Raw genomic sequence first — 25,100 nt, forward strand, 5'->3', positions numbered from 1 at the left:
TAAAATGAAAAAAATTCTTGTACTCTTTCTTTTTCTGGCGAATATTACCTATTCTCAAACTAAAAAAGAAACACTTGTAGGAAACTGGAGCGCAACAGATAACAAAGGCATAAAAAACAAAATGGTTTTTAGTAATGACGATTTCGTTTCTATGACTATCAACGGTGAATTTATTGATGGAAAAAATTTCGTTGTGAAAGGTGGCAAAAATAACGGACAGAAAGGTACTTTAAAATATGAAATAGACGAGTCTACTGTACCAATGAAAATGGATATTATCGCTTCTGCCATTGAGAAAGGAAAAGCTGTTGAAAAAGGAAGGCTTTTGGCTATTTTAGATTTTATAAATAATGATGAAATTAAAATCAATATCAGCCTTAACCAAAACAGAGCTTCTGAATTTAACGAGGCCAATGAAGACAGTACCATTTTACTTCAAAGAGAAAAATAATTCTCTGGAACTTCAATAAAACAACTCTTAAAGAATCCTAAAACATTGATTTAGAAAAGACATGATATAACTAAATAACGGCAATCATGAATCAGGACATTCAAAATTACAATGACTCTCAAACAGAATCGGACAAAGCAATTTGCGATATTCTTTGTAAAATTATAACCGAAAACTTAGCTGGCGCCGAAAACAAAATCTGGCATGCACATCCCGTCTGGTTTTTAGACGGAAATCCGATTGTTGGTTACAGCAAATTAAAAGGTTCCGTGAGATTGCTTTTTTGGAGCGGACAATCTTTTGATGAAGAACAGCTGCAAAACGAAGGCTCTTTTAAAGCAGCCGAAATGCGCTATACAAATTCCGATCAAATCAATGAAGAAGATTTAAAACGATGGCTCAAAAAAGGTATTGAAATTCAGTGGGATTATAAAAATATTGTAAAACGCAAAGGAGTTCTAATCCGTTTAATGACCAAACCCTATTAACCCGAAACCAAATTAAACCAAAAAACCAAAATGAAATTTTTTCCTTTAACTGCCTTATTACTTTTAACCTCAATAACTTTTTCACAAACTAAAATGCGACCAGTAAACGAACTTATAGATCAAAACGATTCTGGATGGAAACTCGTAAAAGAATGGATTGATACAGCCAAAAACAAAGTAGAAATTCTTCCCGCCGATCCGCAAAAAGCCAAAGATGCTTTGTATCAAACACAAGTAACTACGAGTTCACCAATGGGAGCCGTAATCTACAAAACGGGCGGCATTCTAATTGATAACGGCTGGATCAGGATTTTAGGTTCGGGAAGTTCCAAATTGAACCGAAGCCTGCCAGATTGGAACAAAGGGAAATCTTTTACAAATGTCGGCGAAAGTCCGTCTTTTCTTCTTATTGCCGATGATGCATTGGGTGGTTTTTATCTGTTAAACGGTGGTGCTTTCGGAAAAGATATTGGCAAAGTATACTATTTCTCTCCCGATAATTTAGAATATGAAGCCCTTGATATTACGTATTCAGAATTCTTAGGATTCTGTTTTTCTAATGACTTGGATAAATTTTATGCAGGAAGCAGATGGAATGACTGGAAAAAAGAAGTTTCTGAATTACCTGGTGATCAAGTCTTTAATTTTTATCCGTTTTTATGGAGCAAAGAAGGAAGTGACATTAATAAAGTCAGCAGAAAACCAATTCCTGTAGAAGAGCAATACAGTCTTAATCTCGATTTAAGAAAACAATTAGGACATTAAGATTTATAATTTGGGCGTTCTGCACCGGACTTTCCACTAAATTCCCGATTAATAAAAGCTATGATTAAAAAGTCTTGTTTTGTTAATCGGGAGATACCACTTTCATCTCTAATGCATCCCATTTTCAAAAGAATATTTTGTGTTAAAATAATTAGTATTTTAGTAAGACCAGAACTACAATCTAAAACCCTGTAAATCATGCTAAAACAAATTATTTTCCTCCTTATTTTTTGTTTCGGGATTCAAATGAATTCCCAAGAAACTGGTTTTACAACTCCTGATTATAAAGCCATCGAAAAAGAAATAAACGATAAAAATTCGAAGTTTTTCTACCCCAAGTTAATGGAAAGGCTCACAAAAAATGATACACTTTTAACGCATGAAGAATACCGCCATTTGTACCTAGGTTATGTTTTCCAGCCTAAATATGATGCTTTTTGGAAATCTCCAGATGAAGAAAAACTAAACGCACTTTACAATAAAGAAAAATTGGAAACTTCGGATTACGATGAAATCATTAAATTATCAAATCATTCCTTAAGTGACTTCCCTTTTGATTTAAGACAGCTGAATTATCTTTCTTATATCTATCATTTAAAAGGAGACGAAGCGGCTTCAAAAATTGCTTCTTTCAAATTTCATAGCATTATGAATGTCATTCTATCGTCAGGTGACGGAAAAAAATGTGAAACAGGTTTTCATGTTTTACTGGTCGAACATGAATATGTACTTCTAAATCTTTTCGAATTGGAATCAAAAGGACAGTCTTTAGTCAAAAATTGTGACTATCTCAGTTTTGAAAAAGGCGCGTACAATGTCGAGGGAATTTATTTCAATATTGAAAAAATGCTAGAGAACGAAAGGAAAATGCTTCGCTAAATAAAACTCGAAATAACTATTATTAAAAATATTTCTGAAACTTCAACAATAATCTTGTTGGAGTTTTTTTTTTGATTAAAATTATATTTTTATTGTTTATCAATAAATTTTTATTAATTTAGCATCATAAACTTTTAATCTAGCTACAAATGGAAATTAAAATAGGAACGCCACAGATTCTGAAAATTTTGAATATTTTATCGTGGATCATTTTTATCGGGTTATGTGTAGAAGCCGGAATGTATCTCTTCAACGGAATTTATACCCTGACTATAAATTCGTACAATGCCCGTTTTTTGAATTTACTTGATATTTATAATTACAATGTTTCTTTTTACATTCAGGAAATATGTTTTATTAGTATTGTTGCCATCTTAAAAGCAATTATGTTTTATTTAATTGTGAAGCTACTGCACGAGAAAAAACTAAATATAAAGCAACCATTTACAGCAGAAACCGGACGTTTTATATCTTATCTTTCTTATCTGGCTTTCGGAATTGGTTTGTTCTCTCTTTGGGCTGAAAAATTCAATAGCTGGCTAATTACAAATAATGTAAAAGTTCCGACATTGGAGAGTTTAAATCTGGAAGGGGGCGGTGTATGGATATTTATGGCAATTGTATTATTTGTTATTGGACAGATTTTTAAGAGAGGAATCGAAATACAATCTGAAATTGAACTAACCGTTTAAACGAAAAAATTATGCCTATAATAGTAAATTTAGACGTCATGATGGCTAAAAGAAAAATGTCATTAAATGAACTTTCAGAAAAAGTAGATTTAACTTTGTCGAATCTTTCGATTTTAAAAACAGGAAAAGCAAAAGCCATTCGTTTCAGTACTTTGGAAGCTATTTGCAAGGTTTTAAACTGCCAGCCCGGAGATATTTTAGAATTTTCTGAAAAATAACCTATTTATACATTTTATATATTTAATTTGTGTTTTCTTACAAAAAATTAAATCTCAAATCTATAAATAATGTCAACAGAAGAAAATATAGAAAAATCGGTTTTTGAAGAAATCCCAACCGAAAAAATTTACTCAGAAAAAGCTATTCGCATTGCAACATTTTTGGCTGGTCCGCTTGTAGCAGGTTATTGCATTGCAGAAAATTTCAGAGTTTTCAATGATAAAGAAAAAGCTCAAAAAACCTGGATAATTACTGGTATAGCTTCCTTTTTTATAATTTGTTTGGTTTTTCTTTTACCTGAAAATTTCCCTTCCATAATTTTCCCGATAGTTTACTCTTTTATTGCTTCTTATTTCCTAAAAACATATCAGGAAAAAAACATTCAAAATCATATGAGTAATGGTGGCGAAACTTATAGCGGCTGGAGAATGACTCTAATTGGACTGATTAGTCTTTTAACTTTTTTAGCCATAATTATGAGTCTTCTTTTTATAGTTGGCGATAATTTCTAAATGCAACTGAGAAAAAAAGTTTAGAAAATGAATCTTCGAAAAATAAAAGTTTATCATTTATTTTGGTTTATTGCTATCTTAATTTTAGCTATTGGAATTACGCAAAACAATAATCCTTTGGCAACGATGGATATAAATATCCATGATACTTACTTTGTTGTTAGAAATATAGAAAGCACCATATTTCTTTTTCTTTGTTATTTTTTAATGGGATTAGGATATTGGTTGATTCAAAAAGTTTTCGATAAACAACTTGTACAATTTCTAACGGCAATTCATTCTGTTTTATTAATTGGAAGTTTTATTTTTTATTGGATTATTTTCTTTTGTAACCCACAATATCAGGTAAACAGTAATTTCCCTTTATATGATGATTATGTGTCTGTTAATACAGTTTTACTTATTGAATTTTTGCTAATAATTTTTGCAGCAACACCAATTTACATTATCAATTTACTAATTGGTGTTTTTAGAAAAAACAAATAAAAAGGATTATATACAGATTTCGATAAAAAAACCCGACAGGCTTTAAAAACCTGTTGGGTTTGCTATTCAAGATAAATATTGTCCGAAACACACCTTAATTTTGTCTTTTAACCACCTTAACTATTTGATTTACATATTATAAATTTACTTTTCAAATTTCTAAATCAATTTAAGATGAGTGTACATGATTTTACCACAACATTACTAGTCGATCAATCTCCGGAAGAAGTTTTCAAAGCTGTGCAAAACGTTCGAGGCTGGTGGTCAGAAGAAATTGAAGGAAAAACAGCCAATTTGAATGATGAATTTGATTATCATTACGAAGATGTTCACCGCTGTAAAATAAAACTGATTGAAGTAATTCTGAACCAAAAAATCGTATGGTTTATTGTACAGAACTATTTCAAATTCACAGAGGACAAAACCGAATGGACAGGAACAAAACCTACTTTTGAAATCAAACCAAAAGAAGGAAAAACAGAACTCACTTTCACTCATTTCGGATTAGTTCCAGAATACGAATGTTTCGACATCTGTCGTGATGCTTGGACAAACTATATCCAGAACAGTTTGAAAAAACTTATTGAAACTGGAAAAGGCGAACCCAACGCTACAGGAAAACCACAAACAGAAAATGAGAAGAAGTTATCAGCAAGAGATTAATTTTTCATAAATTCGTTGTACTAAAACACGAAAAATTATGAACCCCCTTTTTAGAAACACTTTGGCAGTTCTTGCCGGTCTTGTTGTTGGAAGCATTGTCAACATGAGTATTATATCAATAAGTGGTTCTATAATTCCGCCTCCAAACGGCGCCGATGTTACAACTCCAGAAGGTTTAAAGGCCACCATGCATTTATTTGAAGCCAAACATTTTCTGTTTCCTTTCTTAGCACATGCCATAGGAACTTTTGCTGGTGCATTGACAACTGCATTGATCGCCGCTTCAAACAAAACAAAACTGGCGTTTTTTATCGGGGCTTTCTTTTTGTTTGGAGGAATTGTAATGGTTTATACTTTGCCATCGCCAGTTTGGTTTAGCATTATTGATTTAGTTTTTGCTTATATCCCAACGGCTTATCTCGCATCTAAAATTACTGTAAAAAAGAAATAATCATGAGTACCGAATCTTCTATAAAACCTGCCAAAAAATGCTATGAGCATTTAGGTGGCAAACTAGGTGAATTGCTTTTGGAAAACTTTACCGACAAAAAATGGATTGCCAAAAAATCTGCTTCAGATAAACATTTTTATATTACCGAATTGGGAGAAAAAGAACTCACTAAACTCGGTATAGACCTTTCAAAAATCAAATCGGAAGCCATTTAATTTTATAAAATTCAATTCCTTTTCTGCAATAATTATAGCGCTGAATTTCATACCTTAGTTAGCTTTAAAATCATTGAATTATGACTAAGAAAGAAATCGCTAGAAACTTCCTGAATCTTGCCGCAAAAGGGCATTCTCACGAAGGTTTTCGATTATATATCGGAAAGAATTTCAAACATCATAACGCTCATTTCAAAGGCGACGCACAAACTTTAATGCTCGCCATGGAAGAATCAGCACGAACAAATCCGAACAAGATTTTTAAAATTCATCATATACTCGAAGACGAAAATTTGGTTGCGGTACATTCGCACTTAAAACAAAGTCCCACAGACATTGGTTTTGCTGTAGTTCACATCCTAAAATTCAAAGAGGATAAAATCGTAGAACTTTGGGATTTAGGACAGCCAATTCCGAAAGAAACTATTAACGAAAATGGAATGTTTTAGTTTGCAGTCTCAGTTTGCAGTTATAAACCGCAAACTGCAACTGAGACTGAGACTGTGACTGTAAACTGCGACTATAAACTAAAAAAACAAAATGAACTTTATTCCTAAAATCTCCTTATTATTACTTTTTATTCTTTCCAGCTTTCATTCATCGGCACAAAAAAAAGACGATTACAAAAAAAGCATTGACAGCTTAATTCAAAATACCACCAATCCAGTTTTTAACGGCGTTGTACTTATTTCGCAAAATGGCAAAATAGTATATTCGAAAACTAAAGGATATTCGAATTTTGAGACTAAAAAATCTTTGACATTAGACAGTCAATTTGAAATCATGTCACTTACCAGACAAATTACGGCTGCTTTGATTTTGAAAGAAGTTGAAAAAGGTAAAATTGATCTTCATACTCCAATAAAAAAATACCTTCCCAATTTAAAACAAACATGGGCAGATACTATAACAATTCATCAGTTATTAAATCATTCGCATGGGATCACTGATTTACAAAAACCTTTGCTTTTTAAACCTGGAAGTGATTTTAAATATGGTAATGAAGGTTATCCAATACTCGGTCAGATTCTGGAATCTGTGTCAAAGAAAAGTTATTCAGAACTGGCTAGTAATTTGTTCAAAAAGCTTAAAATGAACAATACCTTTTGTTATTCAAATGATAAAGACAGGAATTTAGTTACTGGATATATGAATAATAGTGGTACTTTAGAAAAAGAGGAGAATAATTTAATATCACCTTACAAAGTGCCTTCGAGCGGTCTTATTTCTACTGTTAATGATCTTTTAATCTGGAATAATAACCTTCATAAAGGAAAAATTCTAAAACCCGAATCATACAAATTGATGACATCATATACGATTAAAAATCAGCATAATTTCTTTGGCAAAGAGAAAGAAGGCTATGGTTATGGTTTAAGAATTATCGAAAAAGAACCCATAAAATATTTTGGGCATACTGGTCTTGGTAACGGATTTTCTGCTGTAAATTTGTATTTCCCCGAAAGTGATGTCAGTTTGATTGTTTTAGAAAATCAGATGCCTGAAGATTCTAATTTGTTTTATGCATCAGAATTTAAAATCAAAAACATTCTTTTTAAAAGTGATTTATTAAATAAAAAATAAACTCAAAATGGCTGTCAATAAAACCACCGAAACCACAAACAGCGTTACCGATTTTATTAATACTGTTGAAAATGAAGCCAAAAGAAACGACGCTTTTGAACTTCTTAAAATTATACAGGAAATAACTGGTTTTGAACCCAAAATGTGGGGACCAAGCATCATTGGTTTCGGAAGTTATCATTACAAATATGATAGCGGACATGAAGGCGATGCACCTTTAGCTGGGTTTTCGCCAAGAAAAACAGCCATGACAGTTTATTTTTATCTTCCTGAAAAAGAAAGAGAAGAACTTTTACCAAAACTAGGAAAACATACTTCCTCTAAAGCTTGCATTTACATCAAAAAATTAGCTGATATCGACATGGAAATCTTAAAAAAGATAATTTTACTGTCGAAAGAATTTACTCAAAAATTATATCCCTCCAAATAAATGATTACATTTTTAATTCTATTAGCACTAATAGCATTTGCTCTTTACCGATTTTTAGAACACCCAAAATTCGGAAAAGCACCTTCTGGGGAAAGACTGACTTTAATTCAGAATTCGCCTCAATATAAAAACGGGAAATTCGAAAATCAGAGCTTTACCCCCGATCTTGCCGAAGGAGCAAGCATGACTGGAGTTTTGTTTGAATTTTTCTTTAAAAAAGTAGATCGAAAAACCCCAACCGATTTAATTCCGTCCGTAAAAACCAATTTACATGAATTACCAATTGATCTGGATGTCCTGGTTTGGTTCGGGCATTCATCATATTTTATTCAGCTTGAAGGAAAACGTTTTTTAATTGATCCTGTTTTCAGTGGCAATGCCTCTCCTATTCCAGGTACTACAAAATCATTCAAAGGAAGTGATGTTTATACGGTTGATGATCTTCCTGAAATTGATTATTTATTGATTACCCACGATCATTATGACCATTTGGATTATGAGACGATTTTAAAATTAAAACCGAAAACAAAAAAAATAATCACAGCTCTTGGAGTTGGTTCTCATTTTGAATTCTGGGGATTTCCAGCTGAAAATATTATTGAAAAAGACTGGTTTTCTACAATAGAACTGGATGAAAATTTAACGCTTCATACCGCACCTTCCAGACATTTCTCTGGAAGAAGTTTTAAAAGATGCAACACGCTTTGGACTTCTTTTATTTTAGAAACTAAAGATTTCAAAATGTATCTGGGTGGAGACAGCGGTTATGATAAACATTTTGCAGAAATAGGCGAAAAATACGGTCCGTTTGATATTGCTTTACTGGATAATGGCCAATACAACGAAAAATGGAAATACATTCACAATATGCCCGAAGACGTTATAAAAGCCATAAAAGACTTGAAAGCAAAAAGAGTATTTCCAGTTCATTCGTCTAAATTTGCTCTTTCACTACATTCTTGGGATGCACCTTTAATCAAAGTAACCGAACTAAATAGTTTAAGCGAAAATCCTGTTCCATTAATAACCCCAATGATTGGCGAAAAAGTGGAACTGAAAAACGAAAAACAGGAATTTAAGCAATGGTGGCGTAATATTCGTTAATTGCAATGTCACCCTGAGCGGAGTCGAAGGGCATTCCAATTGGAACGGGGCTTCGACTTCGCTCAGCCTGACAATTCGGTCAAACTTGAAACCTGAAACCTGAAACCTGAAACAAAAAAACTAAAAATGAACCTAAAAAACCTCATAATAACCATAACCTTTCTCCTTAGTTGTAATCTGTTTTCACAGAACACTTATGTCTTTCTAGGATCATACAATCGTGATAAATCGGCAGAAGCGATTCAGGTGTATCAATTGGATACTATAAATGGGAAATTGACAAAATTCACTTCGGTTAAAAATATCATCAATCCTTCTTATTTAACGGTTTCACCAAACGGAAAATACGTTTATGCCTGTACCGATACCAAAACACCAAATGCAGGAAGTATCAGCAGTTTTGAATTTAATCCTTCAAATAAAACTCTGACTTTTCTAAACAGTCAGCGAAGCGGTGGCGAAAACCCTGTTTATGTTTCGGTTCATAAAAGCGGAAAATGGATTGCAAATGCTAATTATACAGAAGGAAGTGTTTCTGTTTTTCCGATTTTAGAAAATGGTAAAATTGATTCGATTGCACAGAATTTCCAATATATGGAGGGAAGTGCACATAAAGAAAGACAAACCAGATCGCACGTTCATTCGGCTGTATTTTCGCCTGAATGCGATTATTTGTTTTTACCCGATTTAGGAGCTGATAAAATTCGTTGTTATGCTTTTGATAAAAACCAGAAAAAACCTTTAGTGGAAACGAAAAATCCATTCACCAAAACCGATTTAGAAGCTGGCCCGAGACATTTTACTTTTCATCCTAATCAAAAATTTGGATATTGTATTGAAGAAATGGCAGGACAAATAAGTGTTTATAATTATGAAAATGGAGTTTTAAATAAAATCCAGCGTATTGCCACGCATCCTGAGAAAATTAAAGATGGTTTTGAAAGTTCAGACGTTCACATTTCGCCAGACGGAAAATTTCTTTACGCTACAAACAGAGGAAAAGAAAACAACATTGCAATTTTCTCAATAGACGAAAAAGGATTGTTGAAAAACATTGGGTATCAATCTACTTTAGGAAAACATCCGAGAGTTTTTGCCATTGATGAAAGCGGAAAATTTTTAGTTGCATCGAATGTTCAAACAGGAAATGTAATTGTTTTTAAGAGAGACCCAAAAACAGGATTATTGAAAAAAGCTGGAAAAGAAGTAAAAATGGAAAACGTTTCCTGTGTTCAGATCAAAAGGATTTAATTTTTTCATTCTGACAAACTAACCAAAAAAGAAACCACAAAAACTATAAAAATGACAACATCAAATTTCAATTTACAGCCTGATATCTTAGAAAACGAAATCACAAAATTGATTCCGTTAGAAGAAAAACATTTTGAAGAATTGTTCAAAGTTGCCTCAGACCCTTTAATTTGGGAACAACATCCTTCAAAAGACAGGTATCATAGAGAAGGTTTTACTGCTTTTTTTGAAATGGCTATAAATTCAAAAGGTTCATTTTTAATTCTTGATAAACAAACAAACGAAATAATAGGCACAACTCGTTTTTATGAGTACAATCCCGAAAAATCTAGTGTTGCAATTGGATATACTTTTCTAGCTCGTAAATTTTGGGGTGGTCCTTACAATAAATCAAATAAAAAACTTCTGATTGATTATGCCTTTCAGTATGTTGATTCAATATTTTTCCATGTCGGAGCCGAAAACTTCCGATCTCAAAAAGCCGTTCTAAAACTTGGAGCTGAAAAGGTAAGAGACATGATTCTAACAGCAAATGGAATTGATATGCCTTATTTTGAATATGAATTAAAAAAGTAATACGTTAAAGGTTATGAGTTATGAGTTACGAGTTTGAACCATTAACGCATAACTCATAACTCATAACTCATAACATTTAATAATAAAAAATGAAAAGAATTACAGTATTCTGTGCCTCTAGTTTTGGTACAGAAAAAATATATGAAGAGCAAGCAACCGCATTAGGAAAAACACTTGCAGAACAAAATATCGAATTAGTTTACGGAGGCGCAAACGTAGGTTTAATGGGCGCTGTTGCAGACGGTGCTTTAAGTGCTGGCGGAAAAGTAATTGGCGTTCTCCCAAACTTTTTGAGATCAAAAGAAATTGCACATTTGGGTTTAACCGAATTAATTTTGGTTGAAAGTATGCATGAAAGAAAAACCAAAATGAACGATTTATGCGACGGCGTAATTGCTCTGCCAGGCGGTTTTGGAACTCTCGAAGAACTTTTCGAAATGCTGACTTGGGCACAATTAGGACTTCATAAAAAACCTATTGCCGTTTTGAATGTTAATGGTTTTTATGACTCTCTTATGGAATTACTTAAAACCATGACTTCCAAAGGGTTGCTTAAAGAAGTAAATAGAGAAATGCTTTTAGTGAGTGATAGTATTGATGATTTGCTACATCAAATGAGAAATTATACGCCACCAATAGTTGGAAAATGGATTGAGAAAGATAAAACTTAAAAAGTTTTTTTTTGAGATTATTTAAATGAAAATTCTTATATATTTGCCCGCGAATAACATTTAAATTCAAAAATTTCAAACTAACCCAAAATGATTAAAAAACTAACTTTATTAATTTTACTTTCTTTCTTAAGCTTTCATTCCTACTCTCAAATTGTTTTCGAAAAAGCCTACTACATTGATAACAACAACACAAAAGTCAACTGTTTAATTAGAAATCAGGATTGGATAAAAACACCAAAGGAATTTCAATATAAACTTACAGAGACTGAACAACCGCAAACTTTAACTATTCAGCAAGTCAAAGAATTTGGTTTTGAAAACGACACAAAATATCAGAGATATACTGTAAAAATTGATAGATCCAGTGAAATTATGCGTAATATGAGTTATGTTAAAAATCCTGAATTCAATGAAGAAACATTATTTTTAAAGGTCTTAGTTGAAGGAAAAGCAAGTTTGTACCAATATGATGAAAACGACCTAAAAAGATTTTTCTTTAAAACCGATGATGTAGCAATAACCCAATTAGTTTATAAAAGCTATAAGATTAACGAATCAGAAATTGGTCATAACAACCATTACAAACAACAGCTCGCAAATGCTTTGCAAGACAATTCTATTTCTGACAAAAACATTAAGAATCTAACATATAGTAAAGATAAGTTAGTTGCGTTTTTTTCGAAATATAATCATTCAATCGATCCAAAAATTGAAACAACAGAAGTCAAAGAGAAAAAAGATTTATTCAACTTAAATGTTCGCGGGGGAATAAGCAACAGTAAAGCATCAATAAAAAGACAAAACACATCTGTATACGATGTAGATTTTGACAATAAAACGCAAGTAAGATTAGGCGTAGAGGCTGAATTTATTTTTGGCTTTAATAGAAACAAATGGGCTTTTATTGTAGAACCTACTTATCAATCTTACAGTGATGAAAAAACAGTAAGAAATGCAAATGTATCTATTGACTACAAATCTATTGAATTACCTTTGGGAATTAGATATTATTCCTTCTTAAACAACAATTCTAAACTCTTTGTGAATTTTCAATATATAGTAGAATTTCAGTTAAATTCAGAAGTTAAATTTCCTCCTTTTGGTAATTTAGATGTTAGAAGTACTAAGTCTATAGCAATGGGGCTTGGTTATAAATACAAAAACAAATATAGTTTAGAATTAAGATACTCTACAAAAGATATTCTCAACGAAGGGGTTTATTTTTCATCAAAACTCGCATCGACCTCTATCATTTTTGGATATACAATATTCTAAAGGTTTAATTTAAATAGCATTAATCCAGATGAGAAAAATCTTGTCTGGATTTTTTTTATCCTAATTTTAAAATTTTCTTTCTTAAATTAGAAGTCCAAAAAATAACTTACTATTACCTCACATATTTTACACTAATCATGAAAACAGAAAATAACAAATTTGCAAAGGCCGAAATGCTAATTCGGAAACCTGTTTCAGAAGTTTTTAAAGCTTTTATTGACCCACAGATTACGAGTAAATTTTGGTTTACAAAAGGATCCGGAAAATTAGAAGAAAACCAAAAAACCGAATGGACATGGGAAATGTATGGTTTTTCGCTTTCGGTTAAAACTTTGGTTTTACAAGAAAATAAAAAAATTGTTATTGAATGGGGAAATCCCGATGAACTTACTTTAGTTGAATGGATTTTTAATCCGTTGAACGAAAATGAAACTTTTGTAAGTGTTACCAATTCGGGCTTTCAAGGAGACTCAGACAAAATAATAGATCAGGTTCGTAATTCTACTGAAGGATTTACATTGGTTTTAGCTGGAGCTAAAGCATTTTTAGAACATAATTTACAATTGAATTTAGTATTAGATAGATTCCCGAAAGGATTAGCTTAAAATAAATTTAACCGCAAAATCTGTGTGTTTTTTTTACCGCAAAGAGCGCAAAGATTTACGCAAAGTACGCGAAGTTTTTTTTGAGAATCATTAAATGAAAAAGTTCGCAAAGCATTATCTATACAAAGCTTTGCGAACTTAATATATAGATAATGCTTAGTCTAGCAATTAAAAATAACTTAGCGTACTTTGCGGTAAAAAACACAAACTGATTTAACCGCAAAGAACGCAAGAGATTTACGCAAAGCACGCGAAGTTTTTATACTGTTGCGAATTAGTCTTGCAAAGACGCTAAGGCGCAAAGATTTTTTTATATAATCGTGTAAAAACAACTTTTGCGACTTAGCGACTTTGCGAGATTCTAAACAAAACAAACTTTAAATTAATTTTTAGCCCGAATGGAAACAAAGAAACCCGAAAATATAGACGAATACATTGGCGGATTTCCCAATGATGTTCAGGAAATTTTGGAGAAAGTCCGAATGACAATTCAAAAAGCAGCACCCGAAGCCAAAGAAAAAATCAGTTATTCGATGCCAGCGTTTGAGCAGAACGGAATTGTGGTTTATTTTGCTGCTTTCAAAAACCATATCGGACTTTATGCACTTCCAAGTGGTCATGAAGCTTTTAGAGAAGAGTTGTCAAAATATAAATCAGGAAAAGGTTCTGTACAATTTCCGTTGAAAGAAAAAATGCCTTATGATTTGATTACGAAAATTGTAAAATTTAGAGTGAAAGAAAATCTTGAAAAAGTAAAAAAGAAATAATCGAATAATGAATTTAACCGAACACTACAATCAACTTTATAAAACATCTTCTGAAACTATTGCAACAGGGAAATATGTGATTGATTCAGAAATAAAAAACGAATCTGATTCGCGGTTCGGAATAACTTTATTAATTCGTCCAAACGATGAAATAAAAGCCAATATACAGCATTTTATCAATGAATTGAAAAAAGTAGAACCTGAGCAATATTTTTATCCAGATTCTGACATTCATATCACCGTAATGTCTATCATTTCATGTTCTACCGAGTTCAATTTAAATATGATTTCACCAAATGAATATATTGAATTGATCTGTAGAAGTCTTGTGGATGTCAATAAAATTAAAATTCATTACAAAGGTATAACAGCTTCTCCATCAGCAATAATGATTCAGGGATTTCCAAGTGATGAGACTTTGAATAATTTAAGAAACAGACTTCGTGAAAACTTCAAAAATTCCAATCTGCAACAAAGCATTGACAGCCGATATGAAATTTCTACGGCACATTCGACTATAATGCGTTTTCAGGACAAACTTCATGATCCCAAAAAACTAATTGAAACTGCTGCAAAATTCCGCGATTATGATTTTGGAGAATTTGATGTAAAAAGCATCGAATTAGTTTACAATGATTGGTATCAGCGAAAAAGCACTACTCGTGTTTTGGGTGATTTTGGATTGAGATAGGTCTTTCTTTTTGTTAGCCACGAATTCACGAATTTAAGCGATTCTCTTTTGAAGTCAAATTGCTTCAAATGATTTCCTATTACTCAAATTTTTCGAAACCAAATATTAAATTATTTAAACTTTCCAAAATGCCATAAAACGCCTGACGGATCGTGTAGAAAACATTCACTTCCCCAGTCTAAATATCGAATTGGAGTCAGCTTTGCTCCTTCATATTTTTGAGGAAGGTTTAAAGATAAAAGTTCACTATAATAACGTTCTACATCATCAACTTCTACAAAAATCATGGTATTGTCAATCCAGTCTTTTACGTAAGCATCTTGAAGATAGAAAGCCGTTTCATTTGCTTTAAAAACAGACATTTTTGCATCTAAAACAATTTCTTCAAAACCTAAATCACGGTAGAAACTTCTTGAGATTTCAAAATTTTTAGAACCTATAAAAGGACGGATTGATTTTATGTTGTGATTCATACTTGTTATTTTAGATTATGAAAACCATTCAATTCCATTATCAAGTCTAACAAGGAAATCAGTAAATGAGTTTCCGATTTCGACATGATACTGGGTATTTAAATCCATAAAAGGAGAAAGAATAATTTTTATACCATTATTATCCTCAAATTCAATTCCGATAAATTCACCACTTCCGTTTGTTCCGATAGCTAGTGTCTGTGGTAATTTTTCGAAAATATGATACTCTAAATTAGCATCAATAATTTCCTCTAAACTCCAAAGTTTTATGAATTCAGCTCCAATAAATTGATCAATTCCTAAATAATTTTCGACATAAAAAACATAGTCTTCCGGAAGATCAAATTTTAGATGCATTTGAATATCTTCAATCTCGACCGAAGAATTCTCATCGCGTTTTGGAAAATCATACTTTCTAAAAATCCCTTTTAATTCTTCTGTCATAAAATGATAAATAAGTTTTTACCCTTTCTTCAAAATACTTCCCAAACCACGCCCAATTTGTTCTATGGCTTCTATACCTTTTGCCAAAGGCGATGCGGTAAAATCTTCGTAGGCATCCATGGCACTTTCCTTACGGTCGTCTTGCGGATAAACCAAAATCACATTATTGTCATTGAAAAACTTTTCAATTTTTTGTGGCAATCTATCAAAAATCGATTGATATGAAACAGAACCTTTCCTTGAAAGATTGAAGACAATTAAATCGGTTGGTTTCATTTCATCAGAAATAGACTCAAAATCTTCCCAATCTGAAACATTTTTAAATCCTAATTTGGCATTTAACTTCAAATTATTAGCAATTTGCTGAATAGTTTCGTAAGTTTTATATTCGGCATGAATTACGATTGAAATACTTAATTCCTGAGATAAACGACAGATTTTCTGCAATAATACCAAGAAGCCAGCTCCTCTTTCTGAGAATGGCGGACAAACAAAAACCAATCTTTTTTCTTCTATAAAATTCTTTTGAAATCGGCAGATGAACAAACTCTTATCAACATTATTAATAATCGAATCTACATTTTCTCCAAAAATTTTATCGATAAAACCTGTTTTTCTAGGCCAGCCAACAATCACAATATCCGACATAATTTCCTTAGAAGTTCTTGCAATTCCGCTTGCAGGATTATGATCGATTCTGGCAATTGTATTAATTTTCACTTCTGAAGCAGAACCTTGAATGACAAATTTATCAGCGGCTTTTCTGTATTTTAGAATGTTCTTTTCTGCCTGATTATTGTTAGGAACAATAGTCAATAGTGTCACTGGATTAGAAGATTTTTTATCCTTAATTAAAAGTGCAAAATCTAATAAACTTGCTGCAGCAGAGGTTTTCGCCAATGGAATCAAAATATGTTCATCCAAAATTTGGTCTCTTCCTGGATCTTCCGGTGAAATTTCTTCTTCGCAGATGGCAATTTTCTTAGCTGCTTTTTCAGTAGCAAAAGAAGCTACAATACACGTAATCAGAATTAGGATAATCGTTCCGTTTAAGATGTTTTCATCCAGGATTTTGGCTTTAAAACCAACTAGAATTACGGCCAAAGTTGCTGCAGCGTGCGCACTGCTCAATCCAAAAATAAGCTGTCTTTCGGTTCTCGTATATTTAAAAACAATCTGCGTAAAAAAAGCTGCAATCCATTTTCCGAAAATAGCCACAATGCTCAACGTTCCCGCTACAATCAAAGCTGTTGGTCCGCTTAAAATCACGCTTACATCTACCAGCATTCCTACCGAAATTAAGAAAAACGGAATAAACAACGAGTTTCCAATAAATTCAATTCGATTCATCAAAGCTGACGAATGCGGAATTAAAGGATTCAATGCCAAACCTGCAACGAATGCTCCAATAATAGGCTCTACTCCTGCTACTTCGGCTAAAAAGGCTGCAAAGAAAACTACAGAAAGTACAAAAATATAATGGGCATGTTTTTCACTTTCCAGTTTTTTAAAAAACCATTTAGCAATTCTTGGAATAACCAAAAACATAATGGCCGAAAAAATCGCCAATGAAATGGTCAATTTAATCCAGAAAGCTTGATTTAGACTTCCCTGTGCACTTCCCATAATTACAGCAAGAATAATCAAAACCGCAGTATCGGTCAAAATTGTTCCTCCAACCGTAATGGCAACGGCCTGATTTTTGGCAATTCCTAATTTACTTACAATCGGATAGGCTACTAATGTATGTGTTGCAAACATACTTGCCGTTAAAAAACTGGCATTAAAATCATATTGCAACAAATAAAAACAAACTGGAAATCCTATCGAAAGCGGTAAAATGAAAGTAAAAAATCCAAATAGTAAACTCTTATTTCGATTGGCTTTAAACTCATTCATATCCAATTCTAGACCGGCAATAAACATAATATACAAAAGCCCGATGGTCGAAAATAAATCGACTGCTGAGTTTTTTGCTAAAATATTTAATCCGTGTGGACCAATAATAACTCCCGAAATAATTAGACCTATAATTCCTGGAATATTTATTTTTTTAAGTAAAATTGGAGAAAGCAGAATTATAAAAAGTATTAACGAAAAAATCAATACGGGATTGCTAAGTGGTAATTCGAATTCTTGTAATAGATGTTTGAAAAATTCTATCATATTGTAACTTTATCTTCTTGTGGTATTATAATTTGTAAAAAGACATTTTCTGAATTAGAACAAAATCCCTGAAGTATTAATATTAATGAATCGAGTCGTTTTTTTAAGATCGTTTCTTTACAAAAATACCGAAAAAACGCGAACTTTCTACGAAAACTGCATATTAAGGATTTAAATTTATTTCATTGCTGAATTATTAAAATTTAATATTTTTTTTAACAAATATTCAAGATTAACAATCAAAAATAACTATCCATTGCGTTATTCAATTATCTTTGTCTTAACAAAAAACGAACAATGGAAGAATGTATCTCAGTTTTTGATATGCTTAAAATTGGCGTTGGCCCTTCAAGCTCACATACTTTGGGACCTTGGAGAGCTGCCGAACGCTTTCTGGAAGAGCTTAAAGAGGAAGCAATTTTAGAAAATATTACGAGAGTAAAAGTCGATTTATACGGCTCTTTATCTTTAACAGGAAAAGGCCATGCAACAGATCTTGCCGTTATGCTGGGTTTGAGCGGTCAAGATCCTGAATATATTCCGGTTGAAGATATTGCAGGAATTATTAAAAAAATTGAAACGAACAACGAAATCAATTTAGGAAACCAGAAACTGATTCCGTTTTATTTTCTTCAAGACATTGTTTTCAATAAAGATTTCCTTCCTTTTCATGCCAATGGATTGAAATTTACGGCTTACAAATCGGATGATTCTGAATACGAATCTACTTTTTATTCTATTGGAGGCGGATTTGTGGTAAAAGAAGAACGTACCAATGCTAAACAAAAAGAAGCTATAAAATGTGCCTTTCCTTATCCGGTTCAAAACGCTGCAGAATTATTAGCTTATACCGTTTCTGAAAACAAATCAATTTCTGAAATCGTTTATGAAAACGAAATTTCAATGCGTCCAGAAGCAGAAGTACATTCAGAATTAATGCGTATTTGGAATACCATGCTGGAATGTATGTATATTGGTTGTCATTCTGAAGGCATACTTCCTGGCGGACTTCACGTTCGCAGAAGGGCTTTTGATATGCACCAAAATCTTATCGGATTATCTAATTATACCGATCCTCAGAGCTGGCTGGAAGAAATTAGAAAAACTGAAGTTAAATTTCGCCAGATTTTAAAATGGGTAAGCTGTTTTGCATTGGCCGTGAATGAAGTAAATGCATCTTTAGGACGTGTGGTAACGGCTCCGACTAACGGAAGTTCTGGTGTTATTCCTGCTGTTTTAATGTATTATATGGTAATTGAAAATCACAATGCAGGCGAAAAAGAAATCAAACAATTCCTAATGGTTGCCGGAGAAATTGGAAGTATTTTCAAAAAAGGCTCTACCATTTCTGCTGCTATGGGTGGCTGTCAGGCAGAAATTGGCGTTTCGTCATCGATGGCTGCTGCTGCACTTTGCGAATTAATGGGTGGTACTCCTGCTCAGGTTTTGATGGCAGCCGAAATTGCTATGGAACATCATTTAGGTTTAACCTGTGATCCAATTGGTGGTTTAGTACAGATTCCTTGCATTGAAAGAAATACAATGGGAGCCATAAAAGCTATAAACGCAGCTGAACTGGCATTAGAAACGGATTCTAAAAATGCTAAAGTTCCATTAGACAAAGTAATCAATACCATGTGGGAAACAGCAAAAGACATGAATTCCAAATACAAAGAAACCTCAGAAGGAGGCCTTGCAGTCGCAGTAAATATGGCTGATTGTTAAAAATTTAAGTTGGCCACAGATTAAAAGGATTAAAAATGATTTTTCACGCAGATTTTGCAAATTTCAGCAGATTTAAAATAAAAAATCTGCATATATCTGCCTAAATCTTTTTAAATCTGCGTGAAATAAAAATCTGTGTAAATCCTTTAATCTGTGGCTAAAACCATAAATCAACTTCATGAAAAAACTTTACTTTTTACTTTTTTTCTGTTCTGTTTTACTTCATTCGCAAGAACGTTATTTTCTAAATTCAAACACAAGATTGTATATTTCTCCTAACTCGACTTCTTTTAGAGGTTATTTTAAGTATGGAGCAGAAGTTCGTTTATTGGGAGAAAGTCAAAATGGCTGGTGCAAAATACAGGCAGATAATTTTAACGAAGGTTTTATTCAAGAGAAATATATTGCCAAAAGCCTTAATGCTAGAGACATAAAAGTTAGAGATACTGAAAATCCAATTTTAGAAGGCGGAGACACCTATTATGGTGGCAATCATCTTTTTGTAATTGTTGCGGGACTTAAAGCAAGAGCTCTACCAGATAAAAATGCAAAAATTAGAGAAATCCTTTTCAATGGAGATCCTGTTCCTGTAAATTACATTCCTGTAAATCCAGACGAATGGGTTAATATCAACGGGAGTTTTAATGAAGAATATGCGAAATTTACACTTCAAAAATTTCTAGGACAAAGACCGAATTTAGAAACGCTTATAAAAGATTTTGACAAACTAGATGTCAATGCAATTCCTGAACGCAAAACACTCAGCGAAAGAATTGTTGAATTGGCTTGGAATAGCAATTACAATGATTTGGTTCCTGCATATCAAAGATATTATGAAGTTGTAAAACAAATTAACGATCCAAAATTAATCTCCGATACGGAATTGAACATGGCTTTAGCCAAAGCATTATCCAAACATAAACTGCCAGAACAAATCAGTTCTTTTATACAGAAATCGGAATATTCATTAAAAGGCGTTAAAACAAAATCATTGTATTTAACACAAATACAATTGGTTAAAAGTTTTGGAAATCCACCGAAAAAGACTCGTATTTCAGATGAATGTGGTTTGTATTCTAGTGACCTATTTTATTATTATCCAGATTTAGAAGCTTCCGTTGATGAGAAACTAAATAAGGCCGAAATTATCAAAGTTTTCATTAACGAAAACAACAAATTTATTATCAATCCAAACGCTGTTTTGGATCATACACTGTCTGAAAAAGCTTTCATTGAAAAATATGGAACTTATGTCGAAGCTTCGTTAAAATCACCACATCAATACTTTATCTTAATGGAAGACAGTCAATTCCGATTAGAATTCAAAGAAGGGAAATTATTTTCCATCGAAATATTCTATTATTGCTGATTCCTCATTTACAATTATTCAATACTTTTACATATTCAAAAAAAACATAAAATGTCAGTAGCAAAGAAAGATTATAAAAGAATCACAACAAAGTCATTAATTGAAATGAAAAGCAATGGAGAAAAAATCTCTATGCTTACGGCTTACGATTATACAATGGCAAAAATTGTTGACACTGCTGGTGTCGATGTAATTTTAGTGGGTGATTCTGCATCAAATGTTATGGCGGGTCACGAAACGACACTGCCAATTACGCTAGATCAAATGATTTATCATGCTTCATCTGTAGTTCGTGCTGTCGAAAGAGCTTTGGTTGTAGTAGATTTACCTTTTGGTAGTTACCAATCAGACCCAAAAGAAGCACTTCGTTCTTCTATCAGAATAATGAAAGAAAGCGGTGGACACGCAGTGAAATTAGAAGGCGGAAAAGAAATTAAAGAATCTATTAAAAAGATATTACATGCTGGAATTCCAGTTATGGGACATTTGGGTTTAACTCCTCAATCCATCTATAAATTCGGTACGTACAGTGTTCGTGCAAAAGAAGAAGAAGAAGCTGAAAAATTAATCGAAGACGCTCAAATGCTTGAAAAAGTAGGATGTTTTGCAGTTGTTTTGGAAAAAATACCAGCAGAACTTGCTAAAAAAGTAGCAGACAGTATTTCGATTCCTGTTATCGGAATTGGAGCTGGTGGAGGTGTTGACGGACAAGTTTTAGTTATTCACGATATGTTAGGTATGAATAATGAGTTTAGTCCGCGTTTCTTGCGTCGTTACTTAAACTTATACGAAGAAATGACAAAAGCTATCGGTCAATATGCTGCTGATGTTAAGTCTCAGGATTTCCCTAACGAAAAAGAACAATATTAATTTTTGAGATACTAAGTTGCTAAGGTTCTAAGATACTAAGTTTTTTTAGTTCCAAAGGTTCAGAGTGACAAAGTTACAAAGGTTTTATAAATTGCCTCCAGCTTTAGCTGGAGGTTCATTTTTAAGCTTACTGGCAGGCTTTAGCCTAACTTTTTGCCGTCTAAATTTCACACCAAAATGAAAACTCTTTCAGATAAAAATAATCTCCAAATTCTTCATGAAGACAACCACTTAATTGTGGTCAATAAACGTGTTGGTGATATTGTTCAAGGTGACAAAACGGGTGACAAACCGCTGTCTGATATTGTGAGAGAATATATCAAAGAAAAATACAACAAACCGGGAGATGTTTTTTTGGGCGTAATTCATCGTTTGGACAGACCGACAACAGGAATTGTGGTTTTTGCCAGAACAAGCAAAGCTTTGTCTCGAATGAATGAACTGTTCAGTAATCGTGAAACTAAAAAGACTTATTGGGCAGTTGTGAAAAACAAACCGAAAGAAGCTAAAGCAAAACTCGTTCATTATTTAAAAAGAAACGAAAAAAATAATACTTCAAAAGCCCATTCAAAAGAAGTTCCGGATAGTAAATTAGCTAGTTTGGATTATACGACAATCAAAGAACTTCAAAATTATACGGCGCTGGAAATCAATTTACATACAGGACGTCATCATCAAATTCGGGCTCAGTTAACTGCAATTGGATCTCCTATAAAAGGCGATTTAAAATATGGCGCAGACAGAAGCAATCCTGACGGTGGTATTCATCTTCATGCCAGAAAACTAACGTTTGTTCATCCTGTTACAAAAGAGAATATTACAATTATTGCCCCTACTCCAGACGATCCAATTTGGAATGCTGTCTGATTTTTATGATTTAATTGTTAATTTTTTAAATTTTATCGACTAACTTGCATAGAGAAAAAACAAGCTGATCGTAAAAATGGATTATAAAAGTGACATCGGATATCGAAAGGAAACACTGAAAAAGTTATTACATAACATTCAGAAAAATGAAGATTTGATTATCAAAGCCTTATACGATGACTTTAAAAAACCAGAATTTGAAGCTGTTGTTACAGAAACAAGTTATGTTATTTCGGACCTTAAAAACACGATCAAAAACATTACAACTTGGTCAAAACCTAAACGCGTTTTTCCTTCTCTTCTTAATTTTCCTTCCAGCGATTATATTTACAAAGAACCTTACGGACATGTTTTAATAATTGCTCCTTGGAATTATCCTTTTCAATTGGCTTTATGTCCACTTATTGCTGCTGTTGCTGCTGGAAATAGAGTTGCTTTAAAACCATCAGAACTTACCCCACACACATCGGCTATAATTGCAAAAATTATCGAAAAAACATTTCACATTAATCATGTCGAAGTTTTTGAGGGCGGTGTAGAAGTTTCTAATAAATTATTAGCACAGCGCTGGGATTATATTTTCTTTACTGGAAGTGTCGCAGTTGGAAAAATTGTAGCCAAAGCTGCTGCCGAAAACCTGACTCCTGTAACCTTAGAATTAGGCGGAAAAAATCCTTGTATAGTTGATGAAACTGCCGATTTAAAACTTGCAGCAAAACGAATTGTCTGGGGAAAATTCATCAACGCAGGACAGACTTGTATCGCACCCGACTATGTTTTGGTTCAAAAAAACATGAAAGTCAATTTTATAACCTATTTAATCGAAGAAATCCTCAAAGCCTACGGAAAAAAAATAGACAAATCACCTGATTTTGCAAGAATTATTAATACCAAAAATTGGTTTCGTTTAACCAATATGATTCAAAACGAAAATGTGTTGTTTGGAGGCGAAAGTGACGCTAACAAGTTATATATCGCTCCTACTTTACTTGAAGAACCCGATTTAAAAAGTCCGGTTATGAAAGAAGAAATCTTTGGCCCTATCTTACCAATTCTCACTTATGAAACCGAAAATGACATCGAAAACGTCGTGAGCCGTTATGAGAAACCTCTTTCATTTTATATTTTCAGTGAAAATAATTCGTTTACCAAAAAATTAATCACCAAATACTCTTTTGGTGGCGGATCTGTAAACGACACCGTGATTCATTTCTCTAATAAAAGACTGCCTTTTGGCGGTGTTGGACATAGCGGCATCGGCGCATACCACGGCCAGCTGAGCTTTGATACTTTTTCTCATCATAAAGCTATTGTCAAAAAAGGTAATTGGCTCGACTTACCTATGCGTTATGCTCCTTACAAAGATAAATTGGCTTCAATCAGACGAATTTTAGACTGGCTGTAAAGGATTTAAAATCATTTTAGAATGTTTTATAGATTTTTATACGGAATTGATTAAAAATATTATATTTACGTCAAGATACCCATATAATATTACAAGTCAATAAAACAATTTTACGTAAAAAATGAAATCTACCCTTGCCCAAATTGAGGACATTAAAAAAAATGGCTATTCCCTTGATTTTGCTACCGTTTTTAATCATGCCTTTGAAAACTATAAAAAAATAGCCCTTTATTCTGGACTTATCATCTTGGTTTTTTCTATTCTTTTTGCAATGGCGTTTGCAGGAGTAATGGTCGCTTATTTTGGAATAGGAAGCATTACCAAGGAATTTTTACTGGATTTAGAAAACCAGAAATTTACCGCAATAGAACTTGTCATACAAACTGTTGTTATTTCGGCAGTTGCTGGAATCACAGCTCCTTTTGGCGCAGGTTTCCTTAAAATGGCAGATTCAGCAGATAAAGATATTGAATTCAATGTTTCTACAATTTTCAGCTACTACAGAGCTCCTTATTTTGGACAAGTTTTTGTTGCTGCTTTTATTCCTGCTCTTGTTGGAACCGCTCTTTCTAATTTTATTGAGAGTTTTGAAGTTTTATATGTTGGCAACGTAATTTCCTTTATGGTATCTTACTTTATGTATTTATCGATTCCGTTAGTTGTATTCGGTAATTTGAATGCAATAGACGCCATCAAATCAAGTATTGTTGTTGTAACTAAAAATCCACTAAACATATTTGCATTCTTTATCATAGGTTTTATCGGCTCATTAATTGGTATTTTTGCGTGCTGCGTGGGAATTATTTTTACTGTCGTTTTTAACAGCTCTATGATTTATGCCACTTATTTTGGAATTTTTGGAATGAATGAAGAAGAAGATTCAATTGATTCAATTGGAAAATATAATGTAGATTAAAATAGAGAAACTGTATTGAAAGAGAAATTAACCAATTCTTTTTAAGGTTTTTCAAAAGACTGTTTACACTAAACCAACATACCCCAA

The 25,100-nt window shown here is 32.8% G+C and carries 31 protein-coding genes; 28 read left to right on the forward strand and 3 right to left on the reverse strand.

Annotated elements, in window-relative coordinates:
- Positions 1 to 4: 4 nt before the first annotated feature.
- From BM289_RS05935 to BM289_RS06045, 22 genes are all read left to right on the forward strand, one after another.
- Complete coding sequence (locus BM289_RS05935; protein ID WP_091491672.1) at positions 5 to 451, forward strand: hypothetical protein; 447 nt, start codon at positions 5 to 7, stop codon at positions 449 to 451.
- Positions 452 to 537: 86 nt separating this feature from the next.
- Positions 538 to 939: a DUF1801 domain-containing protein gene (locus BM289_RS05940; RefSeq protein WP_091491674.1), complete on the forward strand. Its 402-nt coding sequence runs from the start codon at positions 538 to 540 to the stop codon at positions 937 to 939.
- A 30-nt stretch (positions 940 to 969) separates the two neighbouring features.
- Entirely contained in the window at positions 970 to 1,704 is a 735-nt protein-coding gene (locus BM289_RS05945) for a DUF2625 domain-containing protein (protein ID WP_208610235.1), read from the forward strand.
- Positions 1,705 to 1,902: 198 nt separating this feature from the next.
- Positions 1,903 to 2,583 carry a DUF4919 domain-containing protein gene (locus tag BM289_RS05955; protein ID WP_091491677.1) on the forward strand — a complete coding sequence of 227 codons (681 nt, stop codon included), beginning with the start codon at positions 1,903 to 1,905 and terminating at the stop codon, positions 2,581 to 2,583.
- Between the two features lie 149 nt (positions 2,584 to 2,732).
- Entirely contained in the window at positions 2,733 to 3,275 is a 543-nt protein-coding gene (locus tag BM289_RS05960) for a DUF2975 domain-containing protein (protein WP_091491678.1), read from the forward strand.
- An 11-nt stretch (positions 3,276 to 3,286) separates the two neighbouring features.
- The gene (locus tag BM289_RS05965; protein ID WP_091491680.1) at positions 3,287 to 3,493 is read left to right on the forward strand and encodes a helix-turn-helix domain-containing protein; all 207 of its coding nucleotides are present in this window, start codon (positions 3,287 to 3,289) and stop codon (positions 3,491 to 3,493) included.
- 69 nt (positions 3,494 to 3,562) lie between these two features.
- Positions 3,563 to 4,006: a hypothetical protein gene (locus BM289_RS05970; protein WP_091491681.1), complete on the forward strand. Its 444-nt coding sequence runs from the start codon at positions 3,563 to 3,565 to the stop codon at positions 4,004 to 4,006.
- Positions 4,007 to 4,033: 27 nt separating this feature from the next.
- On the forward strand, positions 4,034 to 4,492 hold the full coding sequence (locus tag BM289_RS05975; RefSeq protein WP_091491683.1) for a hypothetical protein: 459 nt from the start codon (positions 4,034 to 4,036) through the stop codon (positions 4,490 to 4,492).
- Positions 4,493 to 4,666: 174 nt separating this feature from the next.
- The gene (locus tag BM289_RS05980; RefSeq protein ID WP_091491685.1) at positions 4,667 to 5,155 is read left to right on the forward strand and encodes an SRPBCC family protein; all 489 of its coding nucleotides are present in this window, start codon (positions 4,667 to 4,669) and stop codon (positions 5,153 to 5,155) included.
- 37 nt (positions 5,156 to 5,192) lie between these two features.
- Positions 5,193 to 5,606 (forward strand): hypothetical protein, encoded by a 414-nt coding sequence (locus BM289_RS05985; RefSeq protein ID WP_091491687.1) that lies wholly within the window; start codon positions 5,193 to 5,195, stop codon positions 5,604 to 5,606.
- Positions 5,607 to 5,608: 2 nt separating this feature from the next.
- Complete coding sequence (locus BM289_RS05990; protein ID WP_091491689.1) at positions 5,609 to 5,821, forward strand: ArsR family transcriptional regulator; 213 nt, start codon at positions 5,609 to 5,611, stop codon at positions 5,819 to 5,821.
- An 80-nt stretch (positions 5,822 to 5,901) separates the two neighbouring features.
- On the forward strand, positions 5,902 to 6,270 hold the full coding sequence (locus BM289_RS05995; RefSeq protein ID WP_091491690.1) for a nuclear transport factor 2 family protein: 369 nt from the start codon (positions 5,902 to 5,904) through the stop codon (positions 6,268 to 6,270).
- A 91-nt stretch (positions 6,271 to 6,361) separates the two neighbouring features.
- On the forward strand, positions 6,362 to 7,405 hold the full coding sequence (locus BM289_RS06000; RefSeq protein WP_091491692.1) for a serine hydrolase domain-containing protein: 1,044 nt from the start codon (positions 6,362 to 6,364) through the stop codon (positions 7,403 to 7,405).
- 7 nt (positions 7,406 to 7,412) lie between these two features.
- Positions 7,413 to 7,835 (forward strand): DUF1801 domain-containing protein, encoded by a 423-nt coding sequence (locus tag BM289_RS06005; protein WP_091491693.1) that lies wholly within the window; start codon positions 7,413 to 7,415, stop codon positions 7,833 to 7,835.
- Positions 7,836 to 8,939: an MBL fold metallo-hydrolase gene (locus BM289_RS06010; RefSeq protein ID WP_091491695.1), complete on the forward strand. Its 1,104-nt coding sequence runs from the start codon at positions 7,836 to 7,838 to the stop codon at positions 8,937 to 8,939.
- A gap of 126 nt (positions 8,940 to 9,065) precedes the next feature.
- Complete coding sequence (locus BM289_RS06015; protein WP_091491696.1) at positions 9,066 to 10,190, forward strand: lactonase family protein; 1,125 nt, start codon at positions 9,066 to 9,068, stop codon at positions 10,188 to 10,190.
- Positions 10,191 to 10,241: 51 nt separating this feature from the next.
- Complete coding sequence (locus BM289_RS06020; RefSeq protein ID WP_091491698.1) at positions 10,242 to 10,766, forward strand: GNAT family N-acetyltransferase; 525 nt, start codon at positions 10,242 to 10,244, stop codon at positions 10,764 to 10,766.
- 89 nt (positions 10,767 to 10,855) lie between these two features.
- Positions 10,856 to 11,437 carry an LOG family protein gene (locus BM289_RS06025; protein WP_091491699.1) on the forward strand — a complete coding sequence of 194 codons (582 nt, stop codon included), beginning with the start codon at positions 10,856 to 10,858 and terminating at the stop codon, positions 11,435 to 11,437.
- A gap of 90 nt (positions 11,438 to 11,527) precedes the next feature.
- A complete protein-coding gene (locus tag BM289_RS06030; RefSeq protein ID WP_091491701.1) occupies positions 11,528 to 12,715 on the forward strand; it encodes a porin family protein in 1,188 nt (395 codons plus the stop codon).
- Positions 12,716 to 12,852: 137 nt separating this feature from the next.
- The gene (locus tag BM289_RS06035; RefSeq protein WP_091491702.1) at positions 12,853 to 13,320 is read left to right on the forward strand and encodes an SRPBCC family protein; all 468 of its coding nucleotides are present in this window, start codon (positions 12,853 to 12,855) and stop codon (positions 13,318 to 13,320) included.
- Positions 13,321 to 13,718: 398 nt separating this feature from the next.
- The gene (locus BM289_RS06040; protein WP_091491704.1) at positions 13,719 to 14,087 is read left to right on the forward strand and encodes an iron chaperone; all 369 of its coding nucleotides are present in this window, start codon (positions 13,719 to 13,721) and stop codon (positions 14,085 to 14,087) included.
- Positions 14,088 to 14,094: 7 nt separating this feature from the next.
- Positions 14,095 to 14,778, forward strand: a complete 684-nt coding sequence (locus BM289_RS06045) for a 2'-5' RNA ligase family protein (RefSeq protein ID WP_091491706.1) — start codon at positions 14,095 to 14,097, stop codon at positions 14,776 to 14,778.
- Positions 14,779 to 14,888: 110 nt separating this feature from the next.
- Here the strand turns inward: BM289_RS06045 and BM289_RS06050 are convergent, their stop codons facing one another.
- From BM289_RS06050 to BM289_RS06060, 3 genes are read right to left on the reverse strand one after another with little or no spacing between them, the layout of a single operon-like run.
- Positions 14,889 to 15,251, reverse strand: coding sequence for a VOC family protein (locus BM289_RS06050; protein ID WP_091491715.1), 363 nt, complete (start codon positions 15,249 to 15,251; stop codon positions 14,889 to 14,891).
- A 15-nt stretch (positions 15,252 to 15,266) separates the two neighbouring features.
- Positions 15,267 to 15,695, reverse strand: coding sequence for an SMI1/KNR4 family protein (locus BM289_RS06055; RefSeq protein ID WP_091491717.1), 429 nt, complete (start codon positions 15,693 to 15,695; stop codon positions 15,267 to 15,269).
- An 18-nt stretch (positions 15,696 to 15,713) separates the two neighbouring features.
- The gene (locus tag BM289_RS06060; protein ID WP_091491719.1) at positions 15,714 to 17,861 is read right to left on the reverse strand and encodes a cation:proton antiporter; all 2,148 of its coding nucleotides are present in this window, start codon (positions 17,859 to 17,861) and stop codon (positions 15,714 to 15,716) included.
- 297 nt (positions 17,862 to 18,158) lie between these two features.
- Between BM289_RS06060 and BM289_RS06065 the strand changes: the two genes are divergently transcribed.
- The 6 genes from BM289_RS06065 to BM289_RS06090 all read left to right on the forward strand — a co-directional run bounded on the left by BM289_RS06065 (position 18,159) and on the right by BM289_RS06090 (position 25,013).
- The gene (locus BM289_RS06065) at positions 18,159 to 19,586 is read left to right on the forward strand and encodes an L-serine ammonia-lyase (protein ID WP_091491720.1); all 1,428 of its coding nucleotides are present in this window, start codon (positions 18,159 to 18,161) and stop codon (positions 19,584 to 19,586) included.
- 178 nt (positions 19,587 to 19,764) lie between these two features.
- Complete coding sequence (locus BM289_RS06070) at positions 19,765 to 20,955, forward strand: SH3 domain-containing protein (protein WP_091491722.1); 1,191 nt, start codon at positions 19,765 to 19,767, stop codon at positions 20,953 to 20,955.
- A gap of 51 nt (positions 20,956 to 21,006) precedes the next feature.
- Entirely contained in the window at positions 21,007 to 21,825 is an 819-nt protein-coding gene (gene panB / locus BM289_RS06075; RefSeq protein WP_091491724.1) for a 3-methyl-2-oxobutanoate hydroxymethyltransferase, read from the forward strand.
- A 177-nt stretch (positions 21,826 to 22,002) separates the two neighbouring features.
- Positions 22,003 to 22,692: an RluA family pseudouridine synthase gene (locus tag BM289_RS06080; RefSeq protein ID WP_091491726.1), complete on the forward strand. Its 690-nt coding sequence runs from the start codon at positions 22,003 to 22,005 to the stop codon at positions 22,690 to 22,692.
- 76 nt (positions 22,693 to 22,768) lie between these two features.
- Positions 22,769 to 24,097 carry an aldehyde dehydrogenase gene (locus BM289_RS06085; RefSeq protein WP_091491728.1) on the forward strand — a complete coding sequence of 443 codons (1,329 nt, stop codon included), beginning with the start codon at positions 22,769 to 22,771 and terminating at the stop codon, positions 24,095 to 24,097.
- Positions 24,098 to 24,218: 121 nt separating this feature from the next.
- Positions 24,219 to 25,013 carry a hypothetical protein gene (locus tag BM289_RS06090; RefSeq protein WP_091491729.1) on the forward strand — a complete coding sequence of 265 codons (795 nt, stop codon included), beginning with the start codon at positions 24,219 to 24,221 and terminating at the stop codon, positions 25,011 to 25,013.
- Positions 25,014 to 25,100: the final 87 nt, after the last annotated feature.

Origin of the sequence: Flavobacterium phragmitis (genome assembly GCF_900112575.1) — a bacterium.
Taxonomy (GTDB): Bacteria; Bacteroidota; Bacteroidia; order Flavobacteriales; family Flavobacteriaceae; genus Flavobacterium; species Flavobacterium phragmitis.